Genomic DNA, 20,435 nt, shown 5'->3' with positions numbered 1-20,435 from the left:
CGATGATTCCGACCCGCTGCGCGGAGTCCCCGGCAAGCGGGAGGTGCCCCCAGCGCCGCGCTTGCGGTCGTCATGCCGGGCAAGTCTTGCCGATGATCTGGCGCGGGCGCGGACGCGGACGTTGCGGCTCGTCGAGTTCGACGACGCCGAGCTGTATCGGCAGTACGACCCCCTGATGAGCCCACTGGTGTGGGACCTGGCGCACATCGGTCAGCAAGAGGAGTTCTGGCTGCTGCGCGGCGGTGACCCCGGCCGGCCCGGCATGTTGCCGCCGGCAATCGAGGGCCTCTACGACGCCTTCGTCCACTCCCGCGCGAGCCGGGTCGAGCTGCCGCTGCTGTCGCCGGACCGCGCGCGGGCGTATTGCGCCACGGTGCGGTCCGCTGCCCTTGATGCCCTCGATGCGCTGCCGGAGGAGAGTGACGACTTCGCGTTCGCGTTGGTGATCAGTCACGAAAACCAGCACGACGAAACCATGCTGCAGGCGCTGAACCTGCGCACCGGCGCTCCGCTGCTGCGCGACTCGGCGGCGCTGCCGGCCGGCCGCCCCGGGCTGGCCGGCACCTACGTGCTGGTGCCCGCCGGTCCGTTCGTGCTGGGCGTGGACGCCGCGAGCGAACCGTATTCGTTGGACAACGAGCGTCCCGCCCACGTCGTCGAGCTGCCCGCGTTCCGGATCGGCCGGGTGCCGGTCACCAACGGCGAATGGCGGCGCTTCATGGAAGACGGCGGCTACCTCCAACCTCGCTGGTGGTCCGAGCGCGGCTGGGAGCATCGCCAGCGCGCGGGTCTGACAGCGCCACAGTTCTGGAGCCCCGACGCACGAACGCGCACCCGGTTCGGCCACGTCGAAGACATCCCTGCCGACGAACCGGTGCAGCACGTTTGCTACTTCGAGGCCGAGGCATACGCAGCCTGGGCCGGCGCGCGGCTGCCCACCGAGATGGAATGGGAGAAGGCCTGCGCCTGGGATCCGGCCACCGACAGTCGCCGTCGCTACCCGTGGGGAGCGCAGCCGCCCTCCGATGCCCTCGCCAACCTGGGCGGAACGTCGTTGCGTCCGGCACCAGTCGGGGCCTACCCCGCCGGCGCCTCGGCGTACGGGGCGGAACAGATGCTCGGCGACGTGTGGGAGTGGACCAGTTCGCCGCTGCGGCCCTGGCCGGGATTCCTTCCGATGATCTACGAGCGCTACTCGCAGCCGTTCTTTCTTCAGGACTACCGGGTCCTGCGCGGCGGCTCGTGGGCCGTAGAGCCCGCAATCCTGCGGCCGAGCTTCCGCAACTGGGACCACCCGATCCGGCGCCAGATCTTTTCTGGCGTCCGGTTGGCTTGGGACGTCGAGGATTTCACCTGATGTGCCGTCACCTCGGCTGGCTTGGGGCCGACGTCACCGTCTCCTCGCTGCTGCTGGACCCGCAGTACGGCCTGCGGGTGCAGTCGTATGCCCCGCGTCGGCAGAAGCACGGCCTGCTCAACGCCGACGGTTGGGGCGTCGGCTTTTTCGACGACTCTTCTGGACGGCAAGTGCCCCGCCGCTGGCGTAGCCACGCGCCACTGTGGGGCGACACGTCGTTCGACTCCGTCGCACCGGCGCTGCGCAGCCGCTGCGTGGTTGCCGCGGTCCGCTCGGCGACGGTCGGCATGCCGATCGATGTCAGCGCTACGGCGCCGTTCACCGACGGTCAATGGATGTTGTCGCACAACGGCGTGGTGGACCGCGCCGCGTTACCCATGAGTTCGCAGGCCGAATCCGTCTGCGACAGTGCACTACTCGCGGCCGCCATCTTTGAGCGGGGCCTCGACGCGCTCGGCCCGACCATCACCGAGATCGCGGCAGCCGACCCGGACGCCCGGCTGAACATATTGGCGGCAAACGGCTCTCGCCTGCTCGCCACCACCTGGGGCGACACGTTGTCCATCTTGCGCCGCGCGGACGGCATTGTTCTGGCCAGCGAGCCCTACGACAACGACCCCGGCTGGGAGGACGTGCCGGACCGCCACCTCGTCGAGGTCACCGCGACGGGCGTCGCGCTGACCCCGCTGGATCACTCGGAAGGTTATCGATGACGCTGACTTTGTCCAACCACCTGGCCGCCGACTCTGCGGATCAGGCGCTGCGCCGAGATGTGTTCGACGGCCTGCAGCGGACGCCGAAGTCATTGCCGCCCAAGTGGTTCTACGATTCGCTGGGCAGCCACCTTTTCGATCAGATCACCCGGTTGCCCGAGTACTACCCGACCCGCGCGGAGGCCGAGATCCTGCGCGCGCGGTCGGCCGAGGTTGCGGCGGCCAGCGAGGCCGACACCCTGGTGGAGTTGGGCAGCGGGACGTCGGAGAAGACCCGGCTGCTGCTCGACGCGCTGCGTGAACGCGGATCGTTGCGCAGATTCGTCCCCTTCGACGTCGACGCAGGCATACTGTCGACGGCCGCGGCGGCGATTCAGCAGGAATATGCCGGCGTCGAAATCAACGCCGTATGCGGCGATTTCGAGGAACACCTGACCGAGATCCCAACCGGCGGGCGGCGCCTGTTCGTGTTCCTGGGGTCGACGATCGGCAACCTGACGCCCGGACCGCGCACGGCGTTCCTGTCGAGCCTGTCCGCCCAGATGCGCCCGGGCGACAGCCTGCTGCTGGGCACGGACCTGATCAAGGACACCGGCCGGCTGGTGCGCGCCTACGACGACTCGACCGGGGTGACCGCGGCGTTCAATCGCAATGTGCTGGCGGTGATCAACCGGCAACTCGACGCCGATTTCGACGTCGAGGCCTTCGAGCACGTGGCCCGCTGGAACGCCGACGAGGAACGCATCGAAATGTGGTTGCGCGCCAGCCGTGCCCAGCGGGTCCGCGTCGACGCGCTCGACCTGACCGTCGATTTCGCGGCCGACGAGGAGATGCTCACCGAGGTGTCGTGCAAGTTCCGCCCCGACGGGGTGAGCGCCGAATTGGCCCGCGTGGGACTGCGCCGCACCCGGTTCTGGACGGACGCCGCGGGTGATTTCGGGTTGTCGTTGGCCGTCAAGTGACGGCCGGCGGTTCGCTTGCGGACCGCTGGCGGGCGGCCCGCCCGCCCGTGGCCGGGCTGCACCTGGACAGTGCGGCGTGTTCGCGGCAGAGCCTTACGGTGATCGAGGCCGCCGCCCTGCACGCGCGCAACGAGTCCGAAATCGGCGGTTATGTCGCGGCCGAGGCGGCCGCACCCGCGCTGGACGCCGGGCGGGTGGCGTTCGCCGCACTGGCCGGCGTGCCCGACGCCGAGGTGGTGTTCACCACCGGTTCCCTGAACGCGCTGGATCTGCTGCTCGGCGGCTGGCCCGCCGACCGCCGCACGCTGGCGTGCCTGCCCGGTGAATACGGCCCCAATTTGGCGCTCTTCGCCGCCCACGGCTTCGACCGTCAGTTGCTGCCGACGCTCGACGATGGGCGGGTCGCGCTCGACGACGCGGCGCTGGCGCTCGAGGCCGACCCGCCCGATCTGGTCCACCTCACGGCGGTCGGCAGCCACAGCGGTGTGGTGCAACCGCTGTCGATGATCGCGCAACTCTGCCGCGAGTTGGGCCTGCCGCTCGTCGTCGACGCCGCCCAGGCGCTGGGCCAGGTGGACTGCGCGGTCGGCGCCGACGTGACCTATGCGTCGTCGCGCAAGTGGATCGCGGGGCCGCGCGGTGTCGGCGCGCTCGCGGTGCGACGTGAGTTGATGGAGGGCCTGCGTCCGCGTCTGGCGCCGCCGGACTGGCTCGCGGGCTCGTGCACTGTCGCCCAGCAACTCGAATTCGGCGAAGCCAATGTCGCAGCGCGCGTGGGCTTTTCGCTGGCGTTGGGGGAGCACTTGGCGTACGGGCCACGGGCCGTGCGCGCGCGGCTGGCCGAGTTGGGCGCCACCAGCCGCCGGGTGCTGGCCGACGTGGCCGGGTGGGCGGTGGTCGAGGAGGTCGACGAGCCCAGCGCCATCACCACCCTTGCCCCGGTCGACGGCGCCGATGCCCAAGCGGTGCGGGCGTGGCTGCTCGCCGAGCGGCGGATCCTGACCACCTTCGTCGGCGTGCAGCGGGCTCCCCTGCGGCTGGCCGGTCCGGTGCTGCGCATCTCGCCGCATGTCGACACCACGGCCGAGGACCTGCAGACCTTCGCCGAGGCGCTGATCGCCGCGACGGCGGCGACGTCTTAGCCCGCTTTGTGCGCCGTCAGCAGGTAGGCCGGCATCTTCATCCGGCCTTTGTCATCGCGATCGTGCGGCGGAAATTCGAAGGGCGCGTTGGGGATTTCGACGACGTTGGACAGGATGAAGGCCGGCCGGATCTCGTCGACTTCCCAGTACTTGCTCACCGCGGCGCGCAGTTCGTCCTCGTCGACCTCGTTGGGCTTCGGTTCCATCTCGGCTGGGAAGGCGCCCTTGGCGAACACCAGCACGAACAGGGTGGCGCCCGGCGCCGCCGCGCGGTGGATGGAGCTCAGGTAGCCGTCGCGGCCCTCGACCGGCAGCGAGTGAAACAGCGTGGAATCGACGACGGTGGAAAACCGGCCGTCATAACCACTGAACGACGTGATGTCGGCCTGCACGAAGCTGGCCGTGGTCAAGCCGCGCTCCTGGGCCGCCGTGGTGGCCGCCGCGACGGCCGTCGGCGTGAGGTCGACACCGACAACCGTGTAGCCCTGGGCTGCCAGCGCCAACGACAGTTCGGCGACCCCGCAGCCGGCGTCGAGCACATCGCTGCGGAATTTCCCGGCCGCGCCCAGTGCGGCCAGTTCGGGTTGCGGCTCACCGATATTCCACGGCGGCGGACCCTCGAAGTGCGCCCGTTCGCGGTATGCGCTGTCCCAGTCCATAACGTGATCGCCCGTCATGGTTTTCAACGTACCCGCGGTCAGGACTCCCAGGTGTGCACCGGCTCGTTGGCGTGCATGTGCTCGCAGTACCGGCGCAGCATCTCTGCCAGCGCAGCCGGCCGGGTCATCCCGCCGTCTTCCAGAGCGCGGACGGTGGATACCTGCCAGCTGGCGCCGTTGCGGCCCGATCTGGCGCGGCCCTCGATGACGCCGAGGAAGCGGTCCCGCACCTCGGCGTCCATTCCCCACCGGCGCAGTCCCTCGTCGGCGATCGGCAGCAACGTATCCAGCACCAACGCGGTCGCCGTCACAGGGCCCCGACCCGGCCAATGCAGCCGGGCATCGATGCCGTGTCGCGCCGCCTCGAGGAAATTCCCTTGTGCCGCAGCGAAATCCATCTGAGACCACAGGGGATGGTCGTCTTCGGAGAGGGTGCGCAGCACGCCGTAGAAGAAGGCCGAATTGGCCAGCATGTCCACGACGGTCGGCCCGGCCGGCAGTACCCGGTTCTCCAGCCGCAGGTGCGGGCGCCCGTCGACCACGTCATAGACCGGACGGTTCCACCGGTACACCGTGCCGCTGTGCAGCCGCAGTTCGGACAGTTGCGGTGCGCGCCCGGCGGCCAGCTCGGCGGCCGGATCCTCGTCGGACACCTCGGGCAGCAGGGACGGGAAGTAGCGGAGGTTCTCTTGATACAAGTCGAGCACCGAGCTGATCCACCCTTCGCCGAACCACACCCGCGGCCGCACGCCCTGGGACTTGAGCTCCTCCGGCCGGGTGTCGGTGGACTGGGTGAACAGCTCGATGCGGGTCTCGGCCCACAACTGGTGACCGAAGAAGTACGGCGAGTTGGCGCCCAACGCCAGCTGCGGGCCCGCCACCACCTGGGCCGCATTCCAGTTGGCGGCGAACGTTTCCGGGGCCACCTGCAGATGCAATTGGATGCTGGTGCAGGCGGATTCGGGCGCAATCGACACGGCCTGCCAGCTCAGCGGCTCGGGGCCGGAGATGTTGATCGGGATGTCCTCGCCGCGGGCGGTGAAGATCGAGTCATTGAGCGCCGCGTACCGCCTCGAGTCGCTCATCCAGCCGGTGGTCAGATGCTCGGGCATCAGCGTGGGCAGGATCCCGATCATCACGATGTGCGCGCCACCCACGCCGGCTTTGGTCTCCGCATCGTTCAGACTGGCCCGCACCTCGCCTTCCAGATCGAGCGCGGTGTGTCCGGGCAGGGCGTGGGGCGGCACGTTGAATTCGATGTTGTAGGCGCCCAATTCCGGCTGGAACGCCGGATCCCCGATGGCATCCAGCACGTCGCGATTCGACATCGCGGGCTGGTAATCGGCGTCGACGAGGTTGCACTCGATCTCCATGCCGGTCAGCGGCTTGGCCGAGTCAAAGCGCGACTGTTCCAGCATCGTCTCCAACACGTCCAGGCAAACCTGGAGCTTGCGCCCGTATTCCCGCCGATGTGCGCTGGTGTACGTGGTGCGCTTGACCTCTTCGCCCACACCGCCGATGGAACAGGGTTACCGGCGGTAACGCAAGCTACCCGGCCGCTTGTCGAGTTCACCCGGACGTGATGGACTCCTGACGTGTCCGCTGAGTTCGTCGCCGCCATCGACCAGGGAACCACCAGCACTCGCTGCATGATCTTCGATCATGACGGGGCCGAAGTGGCCCGCCATCAACTCGAGCACGAACAAATCCTGCCCCGCGCCGGCTGGGTCGAGCACGACCCGGTCGAAATCTGGGAGCGTACTTCGTCGGTGCTGATGTCGGTCCTGAATCGTGCCAATTTGACCGCCAAACACATTGCCGCGCTTGGTATCACAAACCAACGGGAGACCACGCTGGTGTGGAATCGGCGCACCGGGCGGCCCTACTACAACGCGATCGTCTGGCAGGACACCCGCACCGACCGCATCGCGTCGGCGCTGGAACGAGACGGCCGCGGCGACGTGATTCGCCGCAAGGCCGGCCTGCCGCCGGCGACGTATTTCTCCGGCGGCAAACTGCAGTGGATCCTAGAGAACGTCGACGGGGTGCGCGAGGCCGCCGAGAGCGGTGACGCCTTGTTCGGCACGCCGGACACCTGGGTGTTGTGGAACCTGACCGGAGGCACGCGCGGCGGCGTGCACATCACCGACGTGACCAATGCCAGCCGGACCATGCTGATGGACCTGGAAACGCTCGACTGGGACGACGAGCTGTTGTCGTTCTTCGCCATCCCGCGTGCGATGCTTCCGGCGATCGCGCCGTCGTCGTCGCCGCAACCGTATGGCGTCTCCGCGCAGGCCGGGCCGGTCGGTGGCGAGGTGCCGGTGACGGGGGTTCTCGGTGACCAGCACGCGGCGATGGTGGGCCAGGTGTGCCTGTCGGAGGGCGAGGCGAAGAACACCTACGGCACCGGAAACTTCCTGCTGCTCAACACCGGCGAGACGATCGTGCGGTCGAACAACGGCCTGTTGACCACCGTGTGCTACCAGTTCGGCGACGCGAAACCCGTTTACGCCCTTGAGGGTTCGATCGCGGTCACCGGCGCTGCGGTGCAGTGGCTGCGCGACCAGTTGGGCATCATCAGTGGGGCGGCGCAAAGCGAGTCGCTGGCGCGCCAGGTCGCCGACAACGGCGGAGTGTATTTCGTCCCGGCCTTTTCCGGGCTGTTCGCGCCCTATTGGCGATCCGACGCGCGCGGCGCGATTGTCGGGCTGTCGCGGTTCAACACCAACGCGCACCTGGCCCGCGCGACGCTGGAGGCGATCTGCTATCAGAGCCGCGACGTGGTGGATGCCATGGCGGCGGATTCCGGTGTGCGCCTTGAGGTATTGAAGGTCGACGGCGGTGTCACCGGCAACGACCTGTGCATGCAGATTCAGGCCGATGTGCTCGGCGTCGACGTGGTGCGTCCGGTGGTCGCCGAGACGACCGCGCTGGGCGCGGCCTACGCGGCGGGGTTGGCGGTGGGGTTCTGGGCCGATCCGTCCGACCTGCGGGCGAACTGGCACGAGGACAAGCGCTGGGCGCCGGCCTGGACCGACGAGCAGCGCGCCGCCGGGTACGCGGGTTGGCGTAAGGCCGTGCAGCGGACCCTGGATTGGGTGGACGTCACCTGATCCAGGGTCCGCTGGGTCTGTCGGGGCTCAGTCTTCGCCGAGGATGCCGTAGACCTCGCGCCGCGCGTTGTTGAGGATTTCGACGATGCGCTGCTGCTGCTCGGCGGTGGCGGTGTGCGCGGACTGCGCGACCGCGCCGAACAGCTGGCCGATGGCCGCCCGCAGGTTCATGTGACCCGGGTCGGCGCCTTCGGCGATCTCGTCCCACGGCGGTGTCTCGACCTTTTCCGCCGCCGCGCGACCCTCGTCGGTCAGCTCGAAGAGCTTCTTGCTGCCCTCGCTTTCGCTGGCGGTGATCAGGCCCTCGTCGGTCAACAGCTGCAGCGTCGGATAGACCGAACCGGGGCTGGGCTTCCAGAGCCCGTTGCTGCGTTCGGCGATCTGCTGGATCATCTCGTAGCCGTGCATGGGGCGCTCGGCCAGCAGCGCCAGGATGGCCGCGCGGACGTCGCCGCGTCTTCCGCGGCCCGGGCCGCCACGGCGCCATCCGCCGCGTCGGCCGCCCGGCCCGAAGCCGAAACCGGGACCGAAGCCGGGGCCGAAACCCGGGCCGAATCCGGGACCAAATCCGGGCCCGAAGCCCGGGCCGTCGTGGTCGGGGCCGTGCTCGCGGAGGTGTTCGAAGAACTCTTGGCGAGCGCGCCGGCGGGCGCCGTGCGGGGCGCGCCGATGTGTGTCGGGACCGAAGCCGAAACCGGGGCCGCCTGCGAACGGGCCGCCCGTGGGGGGGAAGGGGTTGTACATGTCTGTTCCTTACGTCTGAAGGGGAAGCGCACCGTGCGCTTCGAAGTATCACGATATATCGGAAAGTATCGCGATGCAACGGGCGACCCTATGTTGTGCTTCAACGCAGCCGTTAAGACGCATGACCTGCGGTGTTGGGCCGGCGGGTTCGGTTCGTTGGGACGCGCCGGCCCGTTTGCACTCGCCGGGCGGCGGGTAGGAACTTTGGGATGAACGCCGACAACTCCGACCTTTCGGTGGGCAGCGGGACCTCGACCGCGGCCGGCCCCGCGCAGGGCGGCACCGGTGGTGGGCGCAACGTGTGGCCGTGGGTCAACTGGGCCCTGGCGCTGGCCACGGTGCCCGCCGCCGCCATCGTCATGCTCTTCGCGCTCGGCGCGGTGATGAGTACCGACGGCTGCAGCGACCGCAGTTGCCCCAACCTCGGCCACGGCGGCATCAGTTTCGGGGTCGCGTTCTACGGCGCGCCCGCGGTTGCGGTGGTCGTAATCGTCATCTCCCTGTTCACCGCGAAACGCCGCGGCGGCATCGCCGTCCCGCTGTGCGGCTGGGCGCTGTTGATCGCCGACGTCGCCCTGATGGCGGCGAGCGTCTCCGGTTAACCGGGCGGCGCGAAACCGCCCGGCGCGGGATGCGGCGGCCCCTGCTGGGGTGCACCCGGGTCCGGCCATGGGACCGTCTGCTGTGGTGGCGGGGCCGGCCAGGCCGGCCACGGCGCGGCGCCCGGCGGCGGCATGGCGGGTCGAAGTCGCGCCAGTTCGCGGCGGTGCCGTTCGGCGAGCACGGCCGCCAGCACCAGTTCCGGCGGGGCGCCCGGCGGGGGCGGCGGGGCGATGCGGGACACCACATCACCGGCGATGCGATAGGCCATCTGCAGTCGTAATTGGCGATCGAGTTGTGTTGCCCGCGAGAGGAATTGGCGTGCGACCTCGGCCTGACCGGGGGACAGGCCGGAAAGTTGCAGGGACGAGGCCCACCAGGCCAGTGAAGGCGGCATCACGGGCGGGGGGCCGAGGCGGGGACCGCGTTCGTTCACGACGACGGTGCCGGCGAAGATGTCGCCGACTCGCTTGGCCTTCGGCGACAGGATGCTGCAGATGACCGCGGGACTGCCGAACAGCATCCAAATCTCGACCACCGCCGCGAGGGCCCGAAAGAGGGCCTGCCGGAAGCGTTCTGGCCCGCCGTCGTCGGACACCACCCGAAGCCCCATTGCGATCTTGCCCACCGAGCGTCCGCGCGTCGCCGTTTCGAGCACCACCGGATAGCCGACGATCACCACCACGGTGAAGATGAGCAGGATGGCGGTGCTCAGCGCGGTGTCGAACTGGGTCAGTGTGGCGGCCCACAACATCAGCCCCAGGAGATAGCAGACGACGATCACGGCGATATCGATCAGTGCGCCCACGGCCCGCACCGGCAACTGGGCGATCTGCACGTCGAGCACGACGGCGTCGCCGGTCACCACCTCCGACATAACACCGAACGGTACAGGGCGATTAGGCTGCGCAGGGTGGACGTCGACGCATTCGTGCTGGCCCATCGCGGTACGTGGGACCGCCTCGACCGGCTGGTCGCAAGGCGTCGCTCACTGACCGGCGCCGAGGTCGACGAGCTCGTCGAGCTCTACCAACGGGTGTCCACCCACCTGTCGATGCTGCGCTCGGCCTCGTCGGACTCGCTGTTGATCGGTCGGCTCTCGAGCCTCGTCGCGCGCGCCCGTTCCGTGGTGACCGGCGCCCACGCGCCGTTGAGCGGTACGTTCGCCCGGTTCTGGACGGTGTCTTTCCCGGTGGTCGCGTACCGGTCGTGGCGGTGGTGGCTGGGCACCGCGGTGGCGTTCTTCGCCGTGGTGTTCATGATGGCGTTCTGGGTGGCCGCCAATCCCGAGGTGCAATCTGCCGCCGGAACACCAAGCGACATCGAACAATTGGTGAACCACGACGTCGCCTCCTACTACAGCGAACATCCCGCCGCCGCGTTCGCCCTGCAGATCTGGGTGAACAACTCCTGGGTCGCCGCGCAGTGCATCGCGTTGTCCGTACTGCTGGGGCTGCCGATCCCCATCGTGCTGTTCCAGAACGCGGCCAACCTGGGACTGATCTCCGGGCTGATGTTCCAGGCGGGCAAGGGCGGTGTGCTGCTCGGGCTGCTGATTCCGCACGGGCTGCTGGAGCTGACGGCGGTGTTCCTGGCGGGGGCGGCGGGGATGCGGCTGGGGTGGTCGGTGATTTCGCCCGGCGACCGGCCACGCGGGCAAGTGCTCGCCGAACAGGGTCGCGCCGTCGTGTCGGTCGCGATCGGTCTGGTGGGTGTGCTGCTGGTCTCGGGGTTGATCGAGGCGCTGGTGACACCATCGCCGCTGCCGACCGTCGTACGGGTCGGCATCGGGATCATCGCCGAGGCGGCGTTCCTGACCTACATCGTGTATTTCGGTCGCCGCGCGGCAAAGGCCGGGGAGACCGGCGACATCGAAGACGCGCCCGACGTGGTTCCGACGAGCTGAGCGCTCGTCGCCGGGCTCTATCCGATTGCCCGGCTTCTTCTCACGCCGCTGCGGGGCGTGCATCGTCGCCGGGCTACAGCCGATTGGCCCGGCTTCTTCTCACGCCGCTGCGCGGCGTGCATCGTCGCCGGGCTACAGCCGATTGGCCCGGCTTCTTCTCACGCCGCTGCGCGGCGTGCATCGTCGCCGGGCTACAGCCGATTGGCCCGGCTTCTTCTCACGCCGCTGCGCGGCGTGCATCGTCGCCGGGCTACAGCCGATTGGCCCGGCTTCTTCTCACGCCGCTGCGCGGCGTGCATCGTCGCCGGGCTACAGCCGACCGGTGGCCTTCATCGCCAGGTAGTGGTCGGCCAGGGCGGGGGCCAGTTCGGTGGGCGGGGCATCGACGACCTCCACCCCGCTGCGGCGCAGGCGAGTGGCGATCGCGCGGCGGTCGTTGCGTGATCGTTCGGCGGCCGCCGCGTCGTAGACGGCGGCCGGGTCGGAACGCCCGGCGGCCAGTTGGTCGACTCGAGGGTCGGCGACTGCGGCCACCATCAGGTGGTGTCGGGCCGACAACTGGGGCAGCACCGGCAGCAAGCCCTCGTCGAGCGCGGTCGCGTTGAGGTCGGTCAGCAGCACCACCAGCGATCGTCGGCGGGCCCGCCGCGCAATGGCGGAAACCATTGCGGTCCAATCCGGTTCGAGCAGCGCGGGTTGCAGGGGGGCCATCGCCTCGACCAGGTGGGCGAGCAGCTCGGTGCGCGACGCGCCGAAGACGCCGGCCCGGCTGACCCGGTCGTGCGCGAGGAAGTCGACGTGATCGCCGGCCCGCGACGCGAGCGCCGCCAGCAGCAGCGCGGCATCCATCGACCAGTCCAGCCGGGGCCACCCCGCGGGATCGGCGGCCGTCGGATCGACACCCACCCGGCCCGCCGAGGTGCGCCCGGTGTCGAGCACGATCACCACCCGCCGGTCGCGTTCGGGGCGCCAGGTGCGGACGACGACGTCGGCGCGACGCGCGGTGGCGCGCCAGTCGATCGACCGCACGTCGTCACCGACGACATACTCGCGCAGCGAGTCGAATTCGGTTCCCTGGCCGCGGATCAGCGTCGGCAGCAGCCCGTCGATCTCGCGGAGCTTGGCCAGCCGCGCCGGCAGGTGCTTGCGGGACAGGAACGGCGGCAGCACCCGCAGCAGGCCCGGCACCGCCTGCGACCCTTGCCGCCCCGCCAGCCCCAGCGGCCCGATGGACCGGGCGGTGACCACTGCGGCGCGCTGCTCGCCGCGGCGGACCGGCCGCAGCTGGGACTGGATGTGCTGATGCTGCCCGGCGGGGATGTTCACGGGATGGATGCGCGGTCGCGCGCCGGCGCTGGGCGGCCAGGCGTCGCGAACCTGGCCGCGAAACCGCCGCCGGCCGTCGTTGTGGATCAGCAGCCCGACGTCCACCTGCTGTGCGAGCCGGGCGGAGCGATCCGGCGAGCGGATGTAACGCAACCTGCGGGTGCTGGCCGCCAACCCGATGTCCACGGCCACCACGGCCGCCAGCGTGACCGCCAGCACGGCGAAAGTCCTTGCCGGCCAGGGTGACAACGCAATGGGCAGGACGCACATCAGCGCGACCAGCCCGGCGCGTCCGGTCAGGACCACTAGCGGGGCACCGGAACCGAGGCCAAGATCCCGTCGAGCACACCGTCGGGTGTGGCCCCTTCGAGCTCGGCCTCGGGGCGCAGCATCACCCGGTGCCGCAGCGTCGGGCGGGCCATGGCCTTCACGTCGTCGGGGGTGACGTAGTTGCGGCCGGAAAGCCAGGCCCAGGAACGCGCCGTGGCCAGCAGCGCGGTGGCCCCGCGCGGCGAGACGCCCAGCTGCAACGCGGGCGAGGAGCGGGTGGCCCCGACGGTGTCGACGATGTATCCCAGGATCTCGTCGGCGACCAGCACGTGGCGCACGGCGTCGCGCCCGGCCGCCAGTTCGGCGGGCCCGGCCACCGGTTTGATCGCCGACAGATCGCGGGGATCGAAGCCATGTGCGTGCCGGGCGAGGATGGCGATCTCCGAATCCCGCGGCGGCAGAGTCACATTCAGCTTGAGCAAGAATCGATCCAGCTGCGCTTCGGGCAGCTGGTAAGTGCCCTCGTATTCGACGGGGTTCTGGGTCGCGGCGACGATGAACGGATCGGGCAGCGGCTGGGCGACGCCTTCCACGCTGACTTGGCGCTCCTCCATCGCCTCGAGCAGCGCGGCCTGGGTTTTCGGCGGGGTCCGGTTGATCTCGTCGGCCAGCAGCAGGTTGGTGAACACCGGGCCGGGCCGGAACTCGAAAGCGGCTGTGCGCGCGTCGTATACCAGCGATCCCGTCACGTCGCCGGGCATCAGGTCGGGGGTGAACTGCACCCGCTTGAACTCCAGTTGCAGCGCGGCCGCGAGTGCGCGCACCAGCAGCGTCTTCGCCACTCCCGGAACGCCTTCCAGCAGCACGTGGCCACGGCACAGCAGCGCGATCACCAGGCCGCTGACCACCCCCTCCTGACCGACGACGGCCTTGCCGAGCTCGGTACGCAACGCCAGCAGCGCCTCTCGCGCCGATTCAGCGGTGGGGGTCGAGGCGGTAGATGGTTGCGTCACGTCCGTGTGACCTGCCTTTCGATGTCGTCGAGCGCACGGGCAAGTTGTAGCAAGTCGTGGTCGGTCGCCGGGGGCGGGCCGAACAGCTGGTAGGAGACGAATGCCGGGTCGGCCCCGCTTCGCCCGGCCACCGCGGCCGCCACCGCCGGTGGTGACGCCCCGATGCTCAGACCCAGCCGGGGCACCAGCCGCTGCAGCGTGGCGGTGCGCAGTGCCGCGGCGGCGCGGTCGCGCGCCTGGCGGGAACGGTACAGGCGGCCGCGGCCCTCCACGGTTTCCGAAGCGCGCACCACTACGGGCAGCTCCTCGGCGATCAGCGGGCCGGGTCGACGGCCCCGCCACAGGGCGACCAGCAGCACAACCAGGCAGAGCTGCCAGACGATCCATGTCACGTTCTGCGGGATCAGGTCGCCAACCGAGCCGGGCGGCGGTGATTCGCCCTCGATGCGGTGGGGCGCGTACCAGATCAGCCGCGGCCGGGCGCCCGCCAGGTTCATCGCCAGGGCGGCGTTGCCTGCCTGCAGCAGAGCACCGTTGGTCAGGAAGTCGGTGCTGCCCACCGCCGTGGTCGTCCGCCCGCCGTCGCGGAAGCGAATCAACGCACCGTGGTAGCAACGGGTCATCGCCCGACCGTCGGTGGCGCGGTAGGTGTCGCTGGGCCCGAATCGCACCGGACCGGCCCGAGTGGCCTCGCGCAGCGTGCAGTCTGGATCGGTATCGAAGGTGCCGGCCGCCGAGACGCGCAGGCCGGGCAGCAATGCTTCGCGGGTCCGCGCCGTCGGCTCCACCAGCAGCAGATCGCCGGGCGCCTTCGCCAGCCGGTCCAGCAGCGGGGCGGTCAGGTATTGGCTCTGCGCCACCAGGATCAGCGCGTCGGGCCGCGCCGCCCGTTCCACCTCGGCGATGCCGTCGGCGACCACCACGTCGACGCCGCCGCCGCGCAGGAGTGCCACCAGCGCGTGCGCGCCGTCGGGAGCCGTCGATGCCGGATCCATGCGGGCGCCGGGGCGCGGCGCGGTCAGATAGGCATCGACGCCGGCGATGGCGGCGAGCACGACCAGGGTGAGGATGACCCAGCGCCAGGACCGCCAACGCTCCATCGGCGTCGGGCCGGCGGCTTCGGGACGCCCGATGGTCGCCATCACCGCACCTGCGCCCACGAGTCGGTGGCGGCGGACTGCGCCGGCCCGGCGGGCACGGCCGCCGAGCGGGACCGCAGGTGGTCGTCGAGGTCGGCGATCATCCGATACGCGCCCTGGGTTCCGGGTTGTTCGCCGTAGGTGACGTCGTTGAAAGCTGTTGCGGCTTGGGATAATTCACCGGCCAGATGGGGCAATGCGGCGCCGGCGTCGGAGGCCAGCTCGTTGGCGGTACGGCCGGGTGCCGGGTTCAGCACGCCGGTCTCCTCGAGCTGACGGGCGACGGCCCGTAGTCGATGACGAATCGCGGCGGCCCACTCACCTTGCGCCGCGTAGTTTTCGGCGGTCGCGCGATGCTGGGCCGCGGTGAGCTGTGCGGCTTCGAACAACTGGTAGTCGGCACCCCGCCTGGTGCGCATGGTGCGCCGCGCGATGTGGACGGCGACCGCCAGCGCGATCCCCAGCATGATGAAAAGTACCGTCGCCGTGAGCCATCCGCCTGGCAGCGAGGCCGTCTTCTGCAGTAGTCGGTAGATCGTCTCGTTGAGCCATTCGGCTATTTGCTGCTCGGCCGAGCCTTTGGAGTAGATCGGTTTGTTCAGCTCGTCCTGGGCGGCCTGGTGCGCGGCATCGCGGTCGATGTCGATGGAGGGCACTGTCTCACTCGTCCTCAGGCCGGCCGTGTCAGCCAGAGGTTATCGGTGGAGCCGGCCGCGTACGGTCCGCCGGCGGCACCGGTCTGCAGGACCAGATCGAAGGCCTCGGCGCGCATCCGGCGATCGGTGTACAGCAGCGCGATGACGCCCGCGTTGAACGGGGCGGTAATGATCTCGCCGATCGCCGCGCCCACCGACGCGACCACGGTGCCGAGGAGGAAAGCCGCGGTAGACGAGGTGATCGAAAAGAACTGGCTGACGATGTTGAACGGCACGGCGACCGCGCCCCCGACGACGGATGTCACGACGAACGTCAGCAGCCGGATGCCCAGCACCCGCCAGAAGCCGCCGCGGACCAGCGCGAAGGATCGGGTGATGGCGTCGAGGACGGGTAGCCGTTCCAGCACGATCAGCACGGGTGCAAACAACACCACCGTGTACAGGAACACCAGCAACGCGATCACGGCAAGCGCGAGCGGCAAGCCCAGGATGACCGCCGCCGCGGGGTTGCCGATAGCTGCCAGGACCGCGACTATCACCGCCGCCAGTCCCGCGACAACCGCCATCACCGCGCCCTCGATCACCGCGAGACCGAACAACGGCACCAGGCGCCCACGGATCTTGGCCCACGTCTCGCCGATGGTGATCGGTGACCCGAACACCGCCCGCCCGACTATGACGGTGAGCATCCCGGACAGCAGCATGCCGCCCAGCCAGGCGACCAGCACGCCGGCGCCCATCGACGTCAACCACGCGCCGACGATCCCGGTGGTCAGCTCCTTGGCGTGGTCGGTCGTCAACCTGCCGTAGGCCGCCAACGGTCCGAAAACGGCGGCCTTGGTGACGATCTGGATGACCACCACCACGATGGCGGTCAAGCCCAGAGCCGCCTTCGGATTTGCGCGGACGTAGCCGACCGCGCCATTGAAGATGTCGCCCAGGGTCAGCGGGCGCAGCGGGATGATGCCGGGTTTGACCGCCCCCGGCACCAGTTGCGGCGGACCGTATTGCCAAGGGGGCGGCGGCCCGTACCCCGGCGGCGGCCCGTATCCCGGCGGTGGCCCGTATCCGGGTGGCGGGCCATAGCCCGACGGGGGTCCATAGCCGGGTGGGGGACCGTAACCCGGTGGTGGCGGGCCGTAGCCCGGATAGCCAGGCGGCGGCGCGCTCAACGTGTTCCGCGTTGTCTGCGGACGGGCCCGTCGTTCGTCATGGGCTCCATCCTGTCGGTGGTCCGGGCATTTCTCAATCATGGCCAGTCGGTCGGCGCGTAGCGTCTCTGGCATGGCCGAACTCAAATCCCGGCTGCGGGCCGACCTGACCGATGCGATGAAGAGCAAGGACAAGCTGCGCACGGCGACCCTGCGCCTACTGCTCGCCGCGATCCAAACCGAGGAAGTCTCCGGCAAACAGGCCAAAGACCTCTCCGACGACGAAGTCATCAAGGTGCTGGCGAGGGAGTCGCGCAAGCGTGCCGAGTCGGCGGAGATCTACACCCAGAACGGCCGCGGGGAGCTCGCCGCCAACGAGCACGCCGAGGCGCGGATCATCGACGAATACCTGCCGACGCCGCTCACCGAGGCCGAGGTGGCCGACGTCGCGGACACCGCCATCGCCCAGGTCGCCGAGGAGATCGGCGAGCGGCCGAGCATGAAGCAGATGGGGCTGGTGATGAAGGCGGCCACCGCGATCGCGGCGGGCAAGGCCGACGGCGCCCGGTTGTCGGCGGCGGTCAAGGAGCGGCTGTAGGGACCACCACCCGGGTGCCGTCCGGGGCCCGCCTGGTGACGCGCCGGGCATCGAGCTGCTCCAGCAACGGCACGGCGACCCGGCGGGTGGTGCCGAGCGCGCGGCGCGCGTCGCTGACCGCGAACGGCTGGGGCAGCGTCGCGAGGACGGCCGCCGCCCGGTCCAGCGCGCCGGACCCGAGCACGACGCCGTCGGCGATCCGGGTCAACCGCCCGGCGCGCACCGCGGCGGCCAGCTCCCGGGGCCCAAGCTTGAGCTCGGCCAGTTCGCCGGCCTCCGGTGCCCGAAAGGGCTCGGCGGCCAGCCACTCCTCGACGGTGCTCACCGCCTTGTCGACGCGGGCCGGCAGGGCCGCTCCCGGCGAGCGGACCAACCCGTCGACCACCTGAAGTCCGGTGCCCTCCAGCAGCGTCGGCAGTAATTCCGCGGCGGGCAGGCCGGCGCGCTGCCGCAACGTCTCGAGCGGCATTCCCGCCGCGATGTCGTGGTCCTGGGCCCAGCCCCGCACCGCGGCGGTCGCGCACTCGCGCCGCGCGGCCCACCACTGCGGCTCCACGACCCAGTTGCCCACCCGTAGCCCCGAAGGCGGCAGGCCCATCGCGCGCAGCTCGTCGGCCCGGGCGTAATCGGGCGGACGGACGCGGCCGGTTGCCACCTCCGCGCCACGATCCCTGGCCGCGCCGCGGCGGCGCAGCGCCGGCGGCCGGACGTCGAGCACCTCGATGCCCGCCGCGATCCGGTGCTCCCCGGGATCACGCAGCAGCCCGATGTCCGAAACCCGCAGCGGCAGGGGCTTCGCCAGCCGCAGCCGGGCCGCCGCATCACCGAGCCGCCGCACCTGCACGGGCACGGCCGCCGACCCGACGTGCAGCACCAGCTGGCGGTGCAGCGCGTCCGCCGAGCGCAGCGCGACGTCGATCTCCGCGGTGTCCAGCCACACGCCCGGCGTCCGAACGGTGTCGCCGCGGCCGATGTCCCGGCGGTCCACGCCGCGCAGGTTCAGCGCCACGCGCGCCACCGCACCGACCGCCGACTCGTCGCGGCTCAGCGATTGCAGCCCGCGGACCGTGACGCGCCGGCCGGCGTGTTCCAGCTCGTCGCCCACCCGAATCGTGCCGGCCGCCAGCGTGCCGGTCACCACCGTTCCCGCGCCCCGGACGGTGAAGCTGCGGTCCACCCATAGCCGCACGTCGGCACCCGCGTCCGGAACCGGCAGCCGGTCGGTCAGCGCCAGCAGTTCCGCGCGCACCCGCTCGAGGTCGGTGCCGATCGCGACGGCTGCCCCGGCCAGCGAGGTTGCGGCGAACCGTTCGCGCGCCTGCTCGATCGCCGGACCGGGATCGGCGAGGTCGGCCTTGCTGATCACCAGCAGCCCGTGGCGGACACCGAGGGCGTTGAGCGCCGCGAGGTGTTCGTCGGACTGTGGCATCCAGCCCTCGGTCGCGGCGACGACGAACATGACGGCCGGGACCGGGCCCACCCCGGCGAGCATGTTGGCCACGAACCGTTCGTGGCCCGGCACGTCGACGAACGCCAGCCGGCGCCCGCCGAGCTCGGTCCACGCGAAGCCGAGGTCGATGGTCAGACCCCGGCGCCGCTCTTCGGCCAGCCGGTCCGGCCACATGCCGGTGAGCCGGTGCAGCAGGGTGGACTTGCCGTGGTCGACGTGCCCCGCGGTGGCTATGACGAACATGCGAGCACCGCCGCCGCCAGCCGCGCGTCGTCCTCGGGAGCGACCGTGCGCAGGTCGAGCAGGCACCGGCCCGCCTCGAGCCGGCCGACGACCGGCGGGCTGGCGGCGCGCAGCGCGGCGGCGTAGGACTCGGGCAGGCTCACCGCGGCGCTGGGCAGCTGGACGTCCGGCGCCCCGCCGCCGCCGACGGCCGCGATGCAATCCACCACCTCGGCGGCCGGCAGCGCGGCGGCCAGCGACTCGGCGCGCGACCGCAGCTCCGCCACGTCGGCGATCAGCGCCTCGGCCACCGGGGTTGGCGGGCCGGTCAGGGTCGCTTCCAGGGCGGCGAGGGTGAGTTTGTCCACCCGCAGCGCGCGCGCCGCCGGGTGCCGGCGCAGCCGCTCGATCAGCTCGGCGTCGCCCAGCAGCAGGCCGGCCTGGGGGCCGCCGAGCAGCTTGTCGCCGCTCGCCGTGACCAGGTCGGCGCCGTCGCGCAGGGTCGACGTGGCGTCGGGCTCGTCGGGCAGCAGGGGGTGCGGGGAGAGCAGGCCGGAGCCGATGTCGACCACCAGGGGCACACCGAGTTTCGCCAACTCCGCCACGCCGACCGCCGAGGTGAACCCGGTCACGTGGAAGTTGGACGGGTGGACCTTCAGGATGAAACCGGTCTGCGGCCCGATCGCCCCGGCGTAGTCGCGCAGGCTGGTGCGGTTGGTGGTGCCGACCTCGCGCAGCCGGGATCCGGTGGAGGCCAGCAACTCGGGGATGCGGAACCCGTCCCCGATCTCGACGAGCTCGCCGCGGCTGAGCACGATCTCCTTGCCCGGGGCGAGCGTCAGGGCCGTCAGCAGCAGCGCGGCGGCGTTGTTGTTGACCACGTGCACGGCGCTTGCGGTGGGCACCGCCCGGGCCAGCGCGGCCAGCGCCCCCCGGCCCCGTCGGCCGCGGCGGCCCGTCGCCAGGTCCAACTCCACGTCCGTGGTCCCCGCCGCGGCGACCACGGCGTCGACGGCGGCCCGCGACAGCGGCGCCCGGCCCAGATTGGTGTGCACCACGACGCCGGTGGCGTTGATGACCGGCCGCAGGCTCGACGCGGTGGCCGGAAGTGCGGCGACGGCGTGCTCGGCGACGCGCTCGGGTTCGATCTCCCCGGCGCGCGCCCGTTGCTGCGCGTCGGCGATCACGGACTTCACCAGATCTCGGCCCAGCACCCGCTGGGCTTCGGCCAGGCGCGGATCGGCGAGCAGCGTGTCGGTGCGCGGCACCCGCCGGCGCGGATCGGTCATGTCAGGCTCGAAGAAGTATGGCGGAGGCGGACGGGAATCGAACCCGCCAGCGGCAGCGTCTGCCGTTCGACGGTTTTGAAGACCGCGCCGGTCACCAGACCGGACACGCCTCCTCGAACCAT

General features: G+C 70.6%; 19 protein-coding genes and 1 tRNA gene. 8 read left to right on the top strand and 12 right to left on the bottom strand.

The genetic code is table 11. From position 1 onward, the window contains the following. Window positions 1–61: 61 nt before the first annotated feature. The 4 genes from egtB to egtE are packed head-to-tail and all read left to right on the top strand — an operon-like array spanning window position 62 to window position 4,174. Entirely contained in the window at window positions 62–1,357 is a 1,296-nt protein-coding gene (egtB, locus tag A5756_RS19105; protein WP_066956040.1) for an ergothioneine biosynthesis protein EgtB, read from the top strand. Next, entirely contained in the window at window positions 1,357–2,070 is a 714-nt protein-coding gene (gene egtC, locus A5756_RS19100) for an ergothioneine biosynthesis protein EgtC (protein ID WP_066955814.1), read from the top strand. Before egtB ends, egtC begins: the two co-directional genes overlap by 1 nt. Next, on the top strand, window positions 2,067–3,032 hold the full coding sequence (gene egtD / locus A5756_RS19095) for an L-histidine N(alpha)-methyltransferase (RefSeq protein WP_066955811.1): 966 nt from the start codon (window positions 2,067–2,069) through the stop codon (window positions 3,030–3,032). Before egtC ends, egtD begins: the two co-directional genes overlap by 4 nt. Further along, window positions 3,029–4,174, top strand: a complete 1,146-nt coding sequence (egtE, locus tag A5756_RS19090; protein ID WP_066955808.1) for an ergothioneine biosynthesis PLP-dependent enzyme EgtE — start codon at window positions 3,029–3,031, stop codon at window positions 4,172–4,174. Before egtD ends, egtE begins: the two co-directional genes overlap by 4 nt. Here egtE and A5756_RS19085 read toward each other — a convergent pair. Both A5756_RS19085 and A5756_RS19080 read right to left on the bottom strand, forming a co-directional pair. Then, complete coding sequence (locus A5756_RS19085; protein WP_066955805.1) at window positions 4,171–4,851, bottom strand: class I SAM-dependent methyltransferase; 681 nt, start codon at window positions 4,849–4,851, stop codon at window positions 4,171–4,173. The genes egtE and A5756_RS19085 overlap by 4 nt on opposite strands. A 20-nt stretch (window positions 4,852–4,871) precedes the next feature. Beyond that, window positions 4,872–6,344 carry a glutamate--cysteine ligase gene (locus A5756_RS19080; protein WP_066955802.1) on the bottom strand — a complete coding sequence of 491 codons (1,473 nt, stop codon included), beginning with the start codon at window positions 6,342–6,344 and terminating at the stop codon, window positions 4,872–4,874. An 84-nt stretch (window positions 6,345–6,428) separates the two neighbouring features. Between A5756_RS19080 and glpK the strand changes: the two genes are divergently transcribed. Next, window positions 6,429–7,949 (top strand): glycerol kinase GlpK, encoded by a 1,521-nt coding sequence (gene glpK / locus A5756_RS19075; protein ID WP_082960056.1) that lies wholly within the window; start codon window positions 6,429–6,431, stop codon window positions 7,947–7,949. A 27-nt stretch (window positions 7,950–7,976) separates the two neighbouring features. On the opposite strand, the gene A5756_RS19070 is transcribed toward glpK, so the two are convergent. Beyond that, window positions 7,977–8,693 carry a PadR family transcriptional regulator gene (locus A5756_RS19070; RefSeq protein WP_066955799.1) on the bottom strand — a complete coding sequence of 239 codons (717 nt, stop codon included), beginning with the start codon at window positions 8,691–8,693 and terminating at the stop codon, window positions 7,977–7,979. 209 nt (window positions 8,694–8,902) lie between these two features. Here A5756_RS19070 and A5756_RS19065 point away from each other — a divergent pair, with 209 nt between their 5' ends. Continuing rightward, the gene (locus tag A5756_RS19065; protein ID WP_066955797.1) at window positions 8,903–9,295 is read left to right on the top strand and encodes a hypothetical protein; all 393 of its coding nucleotides are present in this window, start codon (window positions 8,903–8,905) and stop codon (window positions 9,293–9,295) included. On the opposite strand, the gene A5756_RS19060 is transcribed toward A5756_RS19065, so the two are convergent. Next, window positions 9,292–10,170 (bottom strand): RDD family protein, encoded by an 879-nt coding sequence (locus A5756_RS19060; protein ID WP_066955793.1) that lies wholly within the window; start codon window positions 10,168–10,170, stop codon window positions 9,292–9,294. The genes A5756_RS19065 and A5756_RS19060 overlap by 4 nt on opposite strands. 36 nt (window positions 10,171–10,206) lie before the next feature. Between A5756_RS19060 and A5756_RS19055 the strand changes: the two genes are divergently transcribed. Beyond that, window positions 10,207–11,199: a stage II sporulation protein M gene (locus A5756_RS19055; RefSeq protein ID WP_066955792.1), complete on the top strand. Its 993-nt coding sequence runs from the start codon at window positions 10,207–10,209 to the stop codon at window positions 11,197–11,199. A 309-nt stretch (window positions 11,200–11,508) separates the two neighbouring features. Here the strand turns inward: A5756_RS19055 and A5756_RS19050 are convergent, their stop codons facing one another. The 5 genes from A5756_RS19050 to A5756_RS19030 are packed head-to-tail and all read right to left on the bottom strand — an operon-like array spanning window position 11,509 to window position 16,889. Further along, window positions 11,509–12,831 carry a DUF58 domain-containing protein gene (locus tag A5756_RS19050; protein WP_066955789.1) on the bottom strand — a complete coding sequence of 441 codons (1,323 nt, stop codon included), beginning with the start codon at window positions 12,829–12,831 and terminating at the stop codon, window positions 11,509–11,511. Further along, window positions 12,831–13,910 carry an AAA family ATPase gene (locus A5756_RS19045; RefSeq protein ID WP_369828693.1) on the bottom strand — a complete coding sequence of 360 codons (1,080 nt, stop codon included), beginning with the start codon at window positions 13,908–13,910 and terminating at the stop codon, window positions 12,831–12,833. The genes A5756_RS19050 and A5756_RS19045 overlap by 1 nt, the downstream gene beginning before the upstream one ends. Continuing rightward, on the bottom strand, window positions 13,805–14,950 hold the full coding sequence (locus A5756_RS19040) for a DUF4350 domain-containing protein (protein ID WP_066956034.1): 1,146 nt from the start codon (window positions 14,948–14,950) through the stop codon (window positions 13,805–13,807). Before A5756_RS19040 ends, A5756_RS19045 begins: the two co-directional genes overlap by 106 nt. Continuing rightward, a complete protein-coding gene (locus A5756_RS19035; protein WP_066955782.1) occupies window positions 14,950–15,603 on the bottom strand; it encodes a DUF4129 domain-containing protein in 654 nt (217 codons plus the stop codon). Before A5756_RS19035 ends, A5756_RS19040 begins: the two co-directional genes overlap by 1 nt. A gap of 14 nt (window positions 15,604–15,617) precedes the next feature. Further along, window positions 15,618–16,889, bottom strand: a complete 1,272-nt coding sequence (locus tag A5756_RS19030) for a hypothetical protein (protein WP_197505798.1) — start codon at window positions 16,887–16,889, stop codon at window positions 15,618–15,620. Here A5756_RS19030 and A5756_RS19025 point away from each other — a divergent pair. Next, window positions 16,888–17,352, top strand: coding sequence for a GatB/YqeY domain-containing protein (locus tag A5756_RS19025; protein WP_066955779.1), 465 nt, complete (start codon window positions 16,888–16,890; stop codon window positions 17,350–17,352). The two genes, A5756_RS19030 and A5756_RS19025, sit on opposite strands and share 2 nt — an antisense overlap. Here A5756_RS19025 and A5756_RS19020 read toward each other — a convergent pair. From A5756_RS19020 to A5756_RS19010, 3 genes are all read right to left on the bottom strand, one after another. After that, window positions 17,336–19,045 (bottom strand): selenocysteine-specific translation elongation factor, encoded by a 1,710-nt coding sequence (locus tag A5756_RS19020; RefSeq protein ID WP_066955776.1) that lies wholly within the window; start codon window positions 19,043–19,045, stop codon window positions 17,336–17,338. The genes A5756_RS19025 and A5756_RS19020 overlap by 17 nt on opposite strands. Beyond that, a complete protein-coding gene (gene selA, locus A5756_RS19015; protein ID WP_066955773.1) occupies window positions 19,033–20,313 on the bottom strand; it encodes an L-seryl-tRNA(Sec) selenium transferase in 1,281 nt (426 codons plus the stop codon). Before selA ends, A5756_RS19020 begins: the two co-directional genes overlap by 13 nt. 18 nt (window positions 20,314–20,331) lie before the next feature. After that, window positions 20,332–20,426, bottom strand: a tRNA-Sec gene (locus A5756_RS19010). Window positions 20,427–20,435: the final 9 nt, after the last annotated feature.

Origin of the sequence: Mycobacterium sp. 852002-53434_SCH5985345 (assembly GCF_001667155.1) — a bacterium.
Classification (GTDB): domain Bacteria; phylum Actinomycetota; class Actinomycetes; order Mycobacteriales; family Mycobacteriaceae; genus Mycobacterium.
This window is presented reverse-complemented; position numbering and strand designations above follow the sequence as displayed.

Bases quoted from the DNA above. Each gene is read 5' to 3' on its own strand.
- A5756_RS19060 (WP_066955793.1), bottom strand. From the start codon at position 10,170: ATGTCGGAGGTGGTGACCGGCGACGCCGTCGTGCTCGACGTGCAGATC.
- A5756_RS19085 (WP_066955805.1), bottom strand. From the start codon at position 4,851: ATGACGGGCGATCACGTTATGGACTGGGACAGCGCATACCGCGAACGG.
- A5756_RS19025 (WP_066955779.1), top strand. From the start codon at position 16,888: ATGGCCGAACTCAAATCCCGGCTGCGGGCCGACCTGACCGATGCGATG.
- A5756_RS19065 (WP_066955797.1), top strand. From the start codon at position 8,903: ATGAACGCCGACAACTCCGACCTTTCGGTGGGCAGCGGGACCTCGACC.
- A5756_RS19070 (WP_066955799.1), bottom strand. From the start codon at position 8,693: ATGTACAACCCCTTCCCCCCCACGGGCGGCCCGTTCGCAGGCGGCCCC.
- A5756_RS19030 (WP_197505798.1), bottom strand. From the start codon at position 16,889: ATGCCAGAGACGCTACGCGCCGACCGACTGGCCATGATTGAGAAATGC.
- A5756_RS19020 (WP_066955776.1), bottom strand. From the start codon at position 19,045: ATGTTCGTCATAGCCACCGCGGGGCACGTCGACCACGGCAAGTCCACC.
- A5756_RS19040 (WP_066956034.1), bottom strand. From the start codon at position 14,950: ATGGCGACCATCGGGCGTCCCGAAGCCGCCGGCCCGACGCCGATGGAG.
- selA (WP_066955773.1), bottom strand. From the start codon at position 20,313: ATGACCGATCCGCGCCGGCGGGTGCCGCGCACCGACACGCTGCTCGCC.
- egtD (WP_066955811.1), top strand. From the start codon at position 2,067: ATGACGCTGACTTTGTCCAACCACCTGGCCGCCGACTCTGCGGATCAG.
- egtC (WP_066955814.1), top strand. From the start codon at position 1,357: ATGTGCCGTCACCTCGGCTGGCTTGGGGCCGACGTCACCGTCTCCTCG.